Origin of the sequence: Marinobacter sp. UBA3604 (assembly GCF_002375325.1) — a bacterium.
Taxonomy (GTDB): domain Bacteria; phylum Pseudomonadota; class Gammaproteobacteria; order Pseudomonadales; family Oleiphilaceae; genus Marinobacter; species Marinobacter salarius.
This window is the reverse complement of sequence record NZ_DFMB01000013.1, coordinates 113,752-125,432: the sequence shown is the minus strand read 5'-3', so window position 1 is coordinate 125,432 and position 11,681 is coordinate 113,752. Positions and strand designations below refer to the sequence as shown.

Below are 11,681 nucleotides of genomic sequence, written 5' to 3'. Positions count from 1 at the left end.
GGGTTCGTCAGCAATCTGAGGCCTCCTTCGGGAGGCCTTTTTTCAGGATGATTTCAGGGTTTGTTGTGCTGTAGCCATTGCCCCAGTAGCTGGCGTTCCTCGTTCGTCATGCCGGTCAGGTTGCCCAGTGGCATGTAGTGAGAATCTACCGCCGCCTGGCGTACCTTGTCGGCGTGCATGGCAAGAAGCGACAGGTTCTCCAGTTTGATGCCCGCTGGCGGTGCCTGAAAGGCCGGATGGCCGGGGCTGCTGGCATGACAGGCCACACAGTGGGTGTTGATGAGAGCGATTGCGACCTCATTACTGACCTCCGGGTGGTCGGCCGTATCCAGCGTGGTTGCCGGGGCCGGGGCCACAAGCCAGATCAAGGCAGCGGTGAGCACTGCGGCGACCGCCAATATCCAGGGCTGGTTGATGTCCCTGTGCCGGAGGTTGAAGTAGTGCCGGGCGAAGGCCGTGATGAACCCGATGGCCGCCAGGATTGCCCAGCCGTGAGGGTTTCCATACAGCAGCGGGTAGTGGTTGCTGATCATGATGAAGATGATCGGCAACGTCAGGTAGTTGTTGTGGGTCGAGCGCAGCTTGGCGAGCATGGCCAGGCGAGCGACCTTTTCGTTGGCTTCTTCCCCCGCCCGGACCGAGTCGACCAGCGCCCGCTGTGAGGGAATAATGCCGAGAAAGACGTTGGCCACCATGATGGTTCCGATCACCGCCCCGACGTGGATAAACGCGCCCCGGCCTGAGAACACCTGAAACAGCCCCCAGTCGACGAGAACCAGAATGCCGAACAGAATTAGCGCAAACGCCTTGCCTTTGTCGGCAAGAGGGCTTCGAATCAGGGTTTCGTAAATGGCAAGAACCACGGCAATGCTGCCCAGGCCGATTGCGATGGCGGCACCGGTGCTGAGATCGGCCTTGGCCGGGTCGATCAGATAGCCCGGTGAGCCCATGTAGTAAACAACAAACAGCAGGGCCAGACCGCTAAGCAGGGTTGAATAGGCTTCCCATTTGAACCAGTGCAGTTCCCGGGGCATTTCCTTCGGCCCCAGTCTGTACTTGGCGATCTCGTAAAAACCACCGCCGTGAATGGCCCACAGGTCGCCCTTGATGCCCTCGTTTTTCTTCCATTCCGGTGGTTCCCGCAGGTGATTGTCCAGCCAGATGAAGTAGAACGATGCGCCGATCCAGGCAACGCCTGCGATAACGTGAAACCAGCGGACCAGAAGGGACAACCATTCGCTGAGGTAGGCTTCCATGGCTCAGGCTCCTTGCGTGAAGTAGGTGGTGGCAGCGTCAGTTCCTGCTGCCTGGTGGCGTAGTTCACCGGCCACGATAGAGGCGGTGATGGCTCGGTCGTCGCCCAGAATCATCAGATTGAAGAGAGTTTCGAAGAGCGTGTGTGTGAATTCCTGCTTCATGGCCAACTGCGGTGTTCCGCTCGGATCTAGGACCACGAAGTCAGCAAAGCGCCCGGATTGAAAACTGCCGGTCTGCTGGTCCTGATGCAGGACCCGGGCATTGCCGAGTGTGGCGAGATAGAACGCCTGCCAGGGCGTCAGGGTTTGGCCGCGTAGCCGACAAACCTTGTAGGCCTCGGCCATGGTGGTCAGCATCGACAGACTGGTACCTCCGCCAACATCAGAGGCCAGCCCGACCGAAACCCCAGCTTCGCGGGCTTCCCGGAAGTCGAGGAGTCCGCTGCCCAGAAAGGTATTTGAGGTGGGGCAGAAAGCGATGCGGGTGCCCGTCTCAGACAGTCGTTTGCGGTCTACATCATCAATGTGAATCCCGTGCGCCAGAACGGTGTGATCGCCCAGCAGGCCATAGTGATCGTACACATCCAGATAGCTGGAGCGCTCCGGGAACAGTTCACGGATCCACTGGATTTCGCCGGTATTCTCCGCCCAGTGTGTCTGCACCATGACATCCGGATGCTCTGCGGCGAGCTTGCCGGCGAGCGAAAGCTGCTCCGGCGTCGAAGTAGCGGCAAACCGGGGTGTAATCGCGTAGCGTTGGCGTCCGCGTTTGTGCCAGGTTTCCAGCAGCGAGAGGCTGTCGTCGTAGCTGCTCTGGGCCGTGTCCTTCAGGTTTTCGGGGGCATGGCGGTCCATCATGGCCTTGCCCGCGGTAAGGGCCATTCCCTGTTGCTCGCCAGCCTCGAACAGGGCATGCACCGACTCAGGATGGGAGGTGCAGAATACCAAGCCCGAGGTGGTGCCGTAGCGTAGCAGCAGATCGGTAAACCGGTTCGCTTCAGTCCGGGCCCAGTCCATGTCGCTGAATCGGGCCTCATGAGGAAATGTGTAGGTTTCCAGCCAGTCCAGCAACTGGGCACCGTAACTGGCCATAACCCCCAGTTGGGGCATGTGTGCGTGGGTGTCGATAAAACCCGGCAGGATCAGCTGGTCTTTCCAGTGGGTCACCTCAGTGCCTTCGGGCAATTGGTGCAACCATGCACTGGCGTCACCGGCTACCAGCACTTTGCCATGGTGCTCAATCAGCAGGCCGTCCTCGAAGAAGGCCACGCTGCCCGCCGCGGGCTCCGGTTCATTGCCCGGGTCTTCCAGGAAATGGAGCACTGTGCCCCGGTGAGCCTTGCAGCCCAGTGGAAGATATGGATCTGTCATTGTGGTCATCAGCTCCCCCTATACGTTGAGTAGCCCCACTGATTCAACAGCAGGGGAACGTGGTAGTGGGCCTCCGGATCGTTGACCCGGAACTCCAGGCAGACCTCGGGGAAGAAGGCGTCCATCCCGAGGCTGTGGTACCAGTCGCCGGTCGCAAAACGGAGCTGGTAGTGGCCGGCTTCAAGAGCGGTATCGAACCAGTCCATTACGCGGCCATCGGCATCGGTTGTGCCACTGGCAATGGCGGTATGACCCTGGCCCTGAACCCGATACAGGCTGACCGCCACACCGGCGGCAGGCTGGCCACTGCCGAGATCGAGAATGTGAGTCGTAACGGAGCTTTTTGCGCTCATAGCAGTTTCTCCAGTCGCAATTTGGTCATCCTGGCCTGCTCGCCAATGACCATGGCTTTGATGCTGGCATACGTTGCACGCAGACTGTTGATGTCTCCCATCTTCGGATGAGCCTCAAAGGCATCGAACCAGTCTTGCTCAGTCAGTTTTGGCCAGAACTCATGGCTGCGGGCGAGTCGGGCTTCCGCTTCCTCATGGTGCAGGGCGTTGAGTGCTTCAATGGTCATTCGGTTGTCTCTTTCGTATCGGTGTTCTGGATCAGCCCCCGCAGTTGCCGCCAGGGCAACCCTCGTCGGGCGGAAGTTGTCCGGTGGGGGGTGGTCAGAGCCAGCAGTTCGGCGCTGATCGAGACGGCCACTTCCATTGGCCGTTTACCGGGGACATCAGGATGGCCAACGGGGCAGCGGATGGAGTCGATGGCATCGGCACTGAAACCCCGGTGGTCCAGCCGCTTGCGGAATCGATCTGCCTTGGTTTCTGACCCGATCAGGCCCAGGCTTGAGCAACCGCCGGCGGTTAACAGGGCGCGGCAGAGATCGAAATCCAGTTGGTGATTGTGGGTCAAGATCAGAGCGTGTTTACACGAGCACAGGTTGGGTGCATCACCGACGGGGTCATCCGTGTGGTGGATATGGACATTGGCGGGTACATCAGATGGAAACAGCTCAAGACGTTCGTCCACCCAGGTGATTCGCCAGGGCAGCTGAGCGAGGATAGTGACCAGCGCTTTGGCGACATGGCCGGCCCCGAACAGTATCAGTTCCTGCTCACTCCCCGGGTGTGCTTCCAGTAGTACCGACACGCTGCCGCCGCAGCACTGACCAAGACTGGCGCCCAGCGGGAAGTGTGCGAGGTCGCTGGTATAGTCCTGACGAGCCAGCCTGTCCCGGGCTTGTTGGCAAATCTGGTACTCCAGGTGCCCGCCACCGATGGTGTCGTAACTGTGTTCACCAGTGACCACCATCTTGCTGGCCGGCTCCCGGGGGACCGACCCGGCTACGCCGAGAACAGAGACCAGGGCATAGGGCTCACCGCGTGCTTCGCAGTCGGCTACGGCCTGGTACCAGAGCTTTCGACGTTCCATCAGGATGCCTCCTGCTGCTTGCCAAGCCAGGCCTGGCTAGCGGTGACGGCACCCAGCACCCGTTCTGGTGTGGCGGGCGTGTCCAGCGGTGGGCTGAAGCGATAGTCGGTGAGGCTCGAGACTGCGTCCCGCAGGGCGCTCCAGACGGCGATGCCGAGCATCAATGGCGGTTCCCCGACCGCTTTGGAGTGAAATATCGTGGCTTCGCGGTTCGGGCTGTCGGCCAGCAGAGCAACCCTCAGGTCGGGCGGACAGTCCGAGACTGCCGGAATCTTGTAGGTGGCAGGGCCGGTTGTTAGCAGTTTGCCGTCATCCCTGTACACCAGTTCTTCCGTGGTCAGCCAGCCCATACCTTGGACGAACCCGCCTTCGATCTGGCCAATATCGATATCGGGATTCAGGGAGCGACCGGCATCAAACAGGATGTCGGTACGAAGGACCCGATATTCCCCGGTCAGGGTGTCGATCACTACTTCAGAGCAGGCGGCGCCGTTCGAGTAATACAGAAACGGGTGCCCCTTTCCGCTTTCCGGGTCGTAGTGGATCTTGGGAGTGGCGTAGAAACCTGAGGAAGACAGTGGTACCCGGTTCATATAGGCGGCCTGAACAAAGCTTTCCCATGGCATCTGCAGGTCGCCGATCTGCACCTGGTTATCCGAGAAATGGATGGCTTCTGGTGAGACCGACCAGTTCTGTACTGCAAAGTCTGTCAGCCCCGCGAGAATCTTTTCACAGGCGTCCAGTGCTGCCATGCCGTTCAAGTCGGAGCCGGAAGAGGCGGCGGTTGGCGAGGTGTTGGGCACCTTGTCGGTGCGCGTGGCGGACACTTTGACGCGCTCAAGATCGACCTGGAAAGCGGACGCAACCACCTGCGCCACCTTGATATAGAGCCCCTGGCCCATCTCGGTACCGCCGTGATTTACATGAATGCTGCCATCGGTATAGATGTGAACCAGTGCGCCCGCCTGGTTCAGGTGTTTGGCGGTGAAGGAGATGCCAAACTTTACAGGCGTCAGCGCCAGCCCCCGCCTGAGTACCGTGCTGGACTGGTTGAATTTGGTGATTTCCGAACGCCGTTGACGATAGTCAGAGCTGGTTTCCAGCGTCTCCATCAGCTTCGGAAGTACGTGCTGTTCAATGGTCTGGTCATAATGGGTGATGTCGCGTCCGGGCCGGTACAGGTTGAGCTTGCGGATATCCAGCGGGTCGCGGCCAAGGTGGCGGGCCATATCATCCATGGCCTGTTCTATGATCATCATGCCCTGAGGTCCGCCAAAGCCCCGGAATGCCGTGTTCGAAACGGTGTGGGTCTTGCAGCGGTGGCCGGTAACCCGGGCCTGGTTCAGATAGTAGGCATTATCGGCATGAAACATGGCACGATCGACGATGGCATCGGACAGGTCGGGGGAGTAACCGCAACGGCCTGCGACCATAATGTCGGCCGCCTGAATCAGGCCGTCATCGTCAAAGCCGATGTCATAGGTATTGAAGAAGTCATGCCGCTTACCGGTCTGGATCATATCGTCGGGGCGTGACAAACGGTACTTCACCGGTCGGCTCGTCGCATTGGCTAGTAGGGCTGCAATGCAGGCGACTGGGGCCGCCTGGGTCTCTTTCCCGCCGAAGCCGCCGCCCATTCTTCGAACCTCAGTCTGGACCTCGTGAATGGGCAGCCCTAATACCTCAGCGACCAGCTTCTGTACTTCGGAGGGATGCTGGCTGGAGGTGTGAACAAACATACCCCTGTCTTCGGTGGGTTCGGCTAGACAAGCCTGTCCTTCCAGGTAGAAATGCTCCTGTCCACCGACGACCTGTTCGCCGATCAGGCGATGAGATGCCTGGGAGAGAGCATGATCAGGGTTACCTCGCAACTGGGTCTGGCTGGGGCGAACAAACAATTCTTTGTCCAGTGCCTGGTTTACGGTAATGACCGCATCCAGGGGCTCGTATTGAACATTCGCCAGCTTCGCTGCCTTGCGTGCAGCTTCGTGGGAGGTTGCGGCGACGGCGAACAGGGGCTGCCCGATAAACTCCACGATCTCATCCGCCAGTACCGGGTCACCGGGGAACACCGGGCCGATGTCGAGATGGCCAGGCACATCCTTGGCAGTGACTACGGCGATGACACCGGGGTATCGGCGGACGGCCTCCAGATCCATGGACATTATTCGGGCGTGGGCCTGTTGGCTGTGACCGACCGCGGCGTGCAGGATGCCTTCCGGCATGGGTAAGTCGTCAATGTATCGGGCCTGACCACTGACGTGTTTCCAGGCGCTGTCGTGTTTGGCGCTTTGTCCGGCCAGCCCTTGGGCAGTGTGGGCCGGTGTGGGTGTGTTCAGGGGCAGTTTACGCATAGTCGGTCACCGTCAGTTGCTCGCGTGGGAGTGAATCCGAAGACAGCCAGGCGCGGCGCAGAAGGTTGCCGGCAACCTGAAGCCGATAAGAGGCCGAGGCCCGGACATCACTCAGGGGTGAAAAGTCGCTGCCAAGGACGTTAATCGCAGCGGCCACGTTGTTTTCGTTCCAGAGCTGCCCCTTGAGCGCGTTCTCCGTTTGCAGTGCCCGGGCGGGCGTGGCGGCCATGCCGCCGAAGGCAAGGCGACAGTCACTGATCACACCATCGGTTATGGTCAGTCGAAAAGCGCCCAGAACGGCGGAGATGTCGTCGTCCAATCGCTTCGAGATTTTGTAGATGTGCAAAGTTTCGTTGGTTTTCGGTGCCGGGATCCGCACAGAGTGGAGGAATTCGCCCGATTTCAGGGCCGTTTCTTTATAGCCCAGGAAAAAGTCTTCGATAGGCATCGAGCGCTGCCCGTCCGGGCCGTCTAGCACCAAAATGGTATTGAGTGCGATCAGCGGTGGCGGCATATCGCCGATGGGCGAAGCGTTAGCAATGTTGCCGCCCAAAGTGCCCCGGTTGCGGATCTGTAGTGAGCCGAGTCGCTCGAGCATGGCGTCGAACGCCGGCCAAAGTTCGCACAGTGTTTCCCTGAATGCCTGATAGGTAGTGGCAGCACCTATCACCAACTCGTCGCCCTCTAGGGCGCAGCCTTTCATTTCCGGTACGCGTTCCACACTGACCAGATGATCCAGGGAACTCAGCTGTTGAGTGATCTCCAGTGCCAGATCCGTACTGCCGGCGACCAGTCTGGAATCGGGATAGGCGCGGCGCAATGAGCGAAGGTCATCAAGGCAGACCGGCGCGTCATACCGTGAACCTCCGGCTGCTTCGATGGTGATGTTGTTCTGGTGAATCCGGCTCAGAGCAGATTCCGACGACCCGGGGGCCATGCCAGCGGCCGGGTGCTCAGTATCCGGTGTCCATTCTTTAACCATGGCATCCTGTCCTGCCTCAATGATCGGACGATAGCCGGTACAGCGACAGAGATTGCCAGACAGGGCCTCAAGAATCTGATGACGGCTGACCGTGCTGTTCTTGCGGTTGGCATGCAGGGCCGTCAGCGACATCACGATGCCGGGCGTGCAAAAACCGCATTGGGCACCGTGCTTCTCCATCATGCCCTGCTGGACCGGATGACGTGGTTTCTGCTGGAAGGCTTCGACGGTAATCAGTTCCTTGCCATGAAGGCTTCCCAGCAAGGTGATGCAACTGTTGATTGCGTCGTAATGAGTGTTGCCATCTTGGTCAGCTGTTCCTGTAATGATCGTGCAGGCACCACAGTCTCCGGAGGCGCAGCCTTCTTTGGTACCGGTAAGGCGCATTTTGGTGCGCAACCATTCCAGGATGCTCAAATTTGGGTCGAACTGGTCAACTTTTTCAATTTGGCCGTTCAGAAGAAATTCGATCATGGTTCTCTCCGCTAGCAGGCTATTTGCGGTGTATAGCGGCACCCCATTCCTCTCTTCAGGCAGGTTTTCCGCAGCGTTAGGAAGGGTTTCTGCAAAAAACTGACCAACTGGTTCAATTAAATAATTTTTCGATTTTATTAACTATTGGCAAGCATATTGCTCTCACCTGAAATGTTGATTACTTGGTCAGTTTCTTAATCGGCTGGCCAGGCATACATAACGGAATGAGAGGCTGTGTATGGCTGCGGCGTTGCGCCTTAAGCTGAAAAACATCGTCAAGGAATACCCGGGTTGCCGGGCCAACGATGGAATTGACCTCACGGTGGAAGCCGGTGAGATTCATGCGCTTTTGGGTGAAAATGGCGCCGGTAAGAGCACCTTGATGAAGGTGATCTATGGCGTTGTTCAGCCGGATGAAGGCCGGATGCTCTGGAATGGTCATGAAGTCAGGGTGACTAGCCCGGCTCAGGCCCGGAGTATGGGCATTGGCATGGTGTTCCAGCATTTCTCCCTGTTCGAAACCCTGACAGTCGCCGAGAACATCGCCCTCAGCTTGCCTCCTTTTGAAGCCCGGGACCGGAAGCGGCTCGACGAACGCATCCGTGAAGTGTCGGAGCGCTACGGTATGGCGCTGGATCCCCGTCGCTATGTCAGTACCTTGTCAGTCGGGGAGCGTCAGCGGGTGGAGATTGTCCGTTGTTTGATTCAGGAAAGCACCTTGCTGATTCTGGACGAACCGACATCGGTGCTGACGCCCCACGAAGTCTCTTCACTGTTTGCCACGCTGAGGCAGCTCGCGAGCGAAGGCTGCAGCATTTTGTTCATCAGTCACAAGCTGGAAGAGGTTCGCAACCTTTGTCACAACGCAACGGTTTTGCGCCAGGGGCGCGTGAGTGGCGACTGCAGGCCGGCGGAGGTGTCGGCGAACGACATAGCGCGACTGATGGTCGGTAACGATACGCCGATTTCAACTCAGGTGACCGCAGCGGAGCCCGGGGAGGTTCTGCTCAATGTCCGGGCCCTGAAATGGAAGAGTAACGATCCGTTTGGCACCAGCCTCAAGAGCGTCGCCCTGGAGTTGCGCAAGGGTGAGATTGTGGGCATCGCAGGGGTAGCGGGCAACGGCCAGGATGAGCTGCTGAAAGCCCTGTCTGGAGAGATTCTGGTGGATGCTGGCAGCATCAGTCTGGACGGCCGGGGAATTGAAAATCTGGCGCCGAATCAACGTCGGAATCTTGGTGTTGCGATTGTTCCCGAAGAACGCCTGGGAAGGGGGGCGGTTCCAAATATGACCCTGGCAGATAACGCACTGCTGACAGCCTCCGGTCAGGGGCTGGTGAACCGGGGGCTGATTCGTTTTGGTCGGGTCCGCGAATTTTCCCGGGAGGTGATCCGTCGTTTCGGCGTCCGGTGTAACGACGAAAGCAGCACCGCCGGCAGCCTCTCGGGAGGCAATCTCCAAAAGTACATTATTGGCCGCGAAGCGTTACAGAACCCCCGTCTGTTGGTGGCGTCGCACCCTACCTGGGGCGTTGATGTCGGCTCTGCGGTGGCTATCCATGAAGCTCTGGTCCAATTGCGGGATGCCGGGGCTGCTATTGTTCTGATTTCGGAGGACCTCGATGAGCTCTACCAACTCTGCAATCGGCTGGGTGCGCTGTGTAACGGGCGGCTTTCACCCCTCGCGTCTACCTCTGAACTGAGCATCGAACAGCTTGGCCAATGGATGGCGGGAGAGTTCGAGTCTGCGGAGGTGAACCATGTTGCTGCTTGAGCGTCGTCCCGTTGATTCCTCTCTGATGAGGTGGACATCGCCACTGCTCGCCCTGGTTCTGACAGTCACTACCGGCTTTGTCCTTTTTCTGTCGATGGGCAAGGATCCCATGGATGGCCTGAAGTTTTTCTTCATTACACCGATCAGCGACCTGATGGGGCTTGCAGAGCTCGGGCTGAAAATGGCGCCGCTGCTTCTGTGTGCGGCGGGGCTGACCGTTTGCTACCGGGCGAAACTCTGGAACATCGGTGCTGAAGGGCACTTTCTGATGGGGGCTTTAGGTGCCAGCATCATGGCGGTCTGGCTGGTTGATGCAGACGGCTTCTGGGTGCTGCCAGTAGTTCTGCTGGCGGGAACCCTGGCGGGAATGTTGTGGGCGGCCGTTGCGTCAGGACTGAAAACGCACCTGCATTGCAACGAGATTCTCACCACCATCATGCTCAATTACATCGCGCTGAATCTGCTGCTGTATGTGGTGCACGGTCCTCTCAAAGATCCTTATGGTTTTGGCTTTCCCCAGTCCGTGATGTTTGCTGACTCGGCCCTGTTGCCAGCGCTGATTCCCGGCACACGCTTGCATCTGGGGCTGGCGTTCGGGTTGCTGGCTGCGGTCTTGGTCTGGGTGCTGTTTGCCCGCAGTTTTATCGGTTTTCAACTCAATGTGGTAGGGCAGGATCATCGGGCAGCCGCTTTCGCAGGTTTTGGTGCCCGACGGCTGACCTGGTTTGCTTTCCTGGTGGGTGGTGCCACCGCCGGCCTGGCCGGGGCTTCGGAGGTCACGGGCCCCATTGGTCAGCTCGTTCCGCAGGTGTCTCCCGGGTACGGCTACACCGCCATCATCGTTGTTTTCCTTGGTCGTATGCATGCTCTTGGCATCGTTGTTGCCAGCGCGCTGCTGGCATTGACTTTTATAGGGGGGGAGATGCTCCAGATCGCCATGAATATGCCCAAGGCTGTTACCGGTCTGTTTCAAGGCTTGCTGCTGTTCTACCTGCTGATCTGTGACGCCTTTATCCATTACCGCATCCGCCTGAAATGGCCGTCGCGGCAAACCACCATCGCAGCCAAGACTGTCACTGGAGATGCCTGAAATGGAACTGCTGACGAACGTGCTGGCTGCCACTGTTGTTGCGGGTACTCCGCTGCTGCTGGTGGCGCTTGGTGAGCTGATCTGCGAGCGCTCCGGGGTCCTGAACCTTGGGCAGGAAGGCATGATGCTGATGGGGGCCGTCGCGGGGTTTGTAGCGGCACTGACCAGTGGCAGCCTGGTGGTGGGTGTGGCCGCTGCGATACTGGCCGGGATCGGCATGTCGTTGTTGTTCGCGTTTATGGCGGTGTCCCTGGCTGCAAACCAGTACGCTGCAGGATTGGCACTGACCATTTTCGGGACCGGCTTAAGTGCCTTCCTCGGAGCAGGCTTTGTGGGACAATCCATCGATGGCTTCACGCGTGTCGCAATTCCCTTCCTGAGCGATATCCCGGTGCTGGGGCGTGTTCTGTTTGATCAGGATCCATTAGTGTACCTGTCCCTGATGGCCTTTGCCGGTGTGGCCATTTTCCTCCGTCAAACCCGTGGTGGCCTGTTGTTGCGCGCGGTTGGGGAAGACCCGGAAGCGGCCAACGCCAACGGCCTGAACGTGTTGGTTTTACGGTATCTCGCGGTGGCGTTCGGCGGCGGCATGGCCGGCTTGGCTGGTGCGTACCTGTCACTTGCCTATACCCCACTCTGGACCGAGAACATGACGGCCGGGCGGGGCTGGATAGCCCTGGCGCTGGTCGTTTTCGCTACCTGGCGCCCTGAGCGGGTAGTTCTCGGCGCCTACCTGTTCGGGGCAGCCAGTATTCTGCACCTGGTTCTACAGGGTCTTGGTTGGAAGAGCTCCACGGAACTGCTGGCGATGTTGCCCTACGTCGTCACTATTCTGATGCTGGTTCTGTTGTCCTGGAATCCTGGCCGAACCCGATTGAATACCCCCCTTTCCCTAGGCCAGCCCTATCGGCCGGGACGCTAACAATAACCATCAAATGTGCAC

10 protein-coding genes are annotated in these 11,681 nt (G+C 58.9%); 3 read left to right on the top strand and 7 right to left on the bottom strand.

Annotation, left to right across the window (positions count from 1 at the left end; genetic code table 11):
- Positions 1 to 53: 53 nt before the first annotated feature.
- From B2590_RS03650 to xdhA, 7 genes are read right to left on the bottom strand one after another with little or no spacing between them, the layout of a single operon-like run.
- Positions 54 to 1,256, bottom strand: coding sequence for a urate hydroxylase PuuD (locus B2590_RS03650; protein WP_091644540.1), 1,203 nt, complete (start codon positions 1,254 to 1,256; stop codon positions 54 to 56).
- Between the two features lie 3 nt (positions 1,257 to 1,259).
- Positions 1,260 to 2,627 (bottom strand): guanine deaminase, encoded by a 1,368-nt coding sequence (guaD, locus tag B2590_RS03645; protein ID WP_052479656.1) that lies wholly within the window; start codon positions 2,625 to 2,627, stop codon positions 1,260 to 1,262.
- Between the two features lie 8 nt (positions 2,628 to 2,635).
- Positions 2,636 to 2,980 (bottom strand): hydroxyisourate hydrolase, encoded by a 345-nt coding sequence (gene uraH, locus B2590_RS03640; protein WP_091644537.1) that lies wholly within the window; start codon positions 2,978 to 2,980, stop codon positions 2,636 to 2,638.
- Positions 2,977 to 3,207 carry a hypothetical protein gene (locus B2590_RS03635; RefSeq protein ID WP_041332571.1) on the bottom strand — a complete coding sequence of 77 codons (231 nt, stop codon included), beginning with the start codon at positions 3,205 to 3,207 and terminating at the stop codon, positions 2,977 to 2,979. Before B2590_RS03635 ends, uraH begins: the two co-directional genes overlap by 4 nt.
- Positions 3,204 to 4,064, bottom strand: coding sequence for a xanthine dehydrogenase accessory protein XdhC (gene xdhC, locus B2590_RS03630; protein ID WP_091644534.1), 861 nt, complete (start codon positions 4,062 to 4,064; stop codon positions 3,204 to 3,206). Before xdhC ends, B2590_RS03635 begins: the two co-directional genes overlap by 4 nt.
- On the bottom strand, positions 4,064 to 6,418 hold the full coding sequence (xdhB, locus tag B2590_RS03625; protein ID WP_041332572.1) for a xanthine dehydrogenase molybdopterin binding subunit: 2,355 nt from the start codon (positions 6,416 to 6,418) through the stop codon (positions 4,064 to 4,066). Before xdhB ends, xdhC begins: the two co-directional genes overlap by 1 nt.
- Complete coding sequence (gene xdhA, locus B2590_RS03620; RefSeq protein ID WP_091644531.1) at positions 6,411 to 7,874, bottom strand: xanthine dehydrogenase small subunit; 1,464 nt, start codon at positions 7,872 to 7,874, stop codon at positions 6,411 to 6,413. The genes xdhB and xdhA overlap by 8 nt, the downstream gene beginning before the upstream one ends.
- A 238-nt stretch (positions 7,875 to 8,112) precedes the next feature.
- On the opposite strand from xdhA, the gene B2590_RS03615 reads away from it, so the two are divergent.
- Genes B2590_RS03615 through B2590_RS03605 form a run of 3 tightly spaced genes read left to right on the top strand, consistent with a single transcriptional unit; the run spans position 8,113 to position 11,660 of the window.
- A complete protein-coding gene (locus B2590_RS03615; RefSeq protein WP_091644528.1) occupies positions 8,113 to 9,648 on the top strand; it encodes an ABC transporter ATP-binding protein in 1,536 nt (511 codons plus the stop codon).
- Positions 9,635 to 10,738, top strand: a complete 1,104-nt coding sequence (locus tag B2590_RS03610; protein WP_041332573.1) for an ABC transporter permease — start codon at positions 9,635 to 9,637, stop codon at positions 10,736 to 10,738. The genes B2590_RS03615 and B2590_RS03610 overlap by 14 nt, the downstream gene beginning before the upstream one ends.
- Positions 10,731 to 11,660 carry an ABC transporter permease gene (locus tag B2590_RS03605; protein WP_041332574.1) on the top strand — a complete coding sequence of 310 codons (930 nt, stop codon included), beginning with the start codon at positions 10,731 to 10,733 and terminating at the stop codon, positions 11,658 to 11,660. Before B2590_RS03610 ends, B2590_RS03605 begins: the two co-directional genes overlap by 8 nt.
- Positions 11,661 to 11,681 lie beyond the last annotated feature (21 nt).

Coding starts and splice junctions, on each gene's coding strand:
- B2590_RS03650 (WP_091644540.1), bottom strand. CDS start 1,256: ATGGAAGCCTACCTCAGCGAATGGTTGTCCCTTCTGGTCCGCTGGTTT.
- guaD (WP_052479656.1), bottom strand. CDS start 2,627: ATGACAGATCCATATCTTCCACTGGGCTGCAAGGCTCACCGGGGCACA.
- uraH (WP_091644537.1), bottom strand. CDS start 2,980: ATGAGCGCAAAAAGCTCCGTTACGACTCACATTCTCGATCTCGGCAGT.
- B2590_RS03635 (WP_041332571.1), bottom strand. CDS start 3,207: ATGACCATTGAAGCACTCAACGCCCTGCACCATGAGGAAGCGGAAGCC.
- xdhC (WP_091644534.1), bottom strand. CDS start 4,064: ATGGAACGTCGAAAGCTCTGGTACCAGGCCGTAGCCGACTGCGAAGCA.
- xdhB (WP_041332572.1), bottom strand. CDS start 6,418: ATGCGTAAACTGCCCCTGAACACACCCACACCGGCCCACACTGCCCAA.
- xdhA (WP_091644531.1), bottom strand. CDS start 7,874: ATGATCGAATTTCTTCTGAACGGCCAAATTGAAAAAGTTGACCAGTTC.
- B2590_RS03615 (WP_091644528.1), top strand. CDS start 8,113: ATGGCTGCGGCGTTGCGCCTTAAGCTGAAAAACATCGTCAAGGAATAC.
- B2590_RS03610 (WP_041332573.1), top strand. CDS start 9,635: ATGTTGCTGCTTGAGCGTCGTCCCGTTGATTCCTCTCTGATGAGGTGG.
- B2590_RS03605 (WP_041332574.1), top strand. CDS start 10,731: ATGCCTGAAATGGAACTGCTGACGAACGTGCTGGCTGCCACTGTTGTT.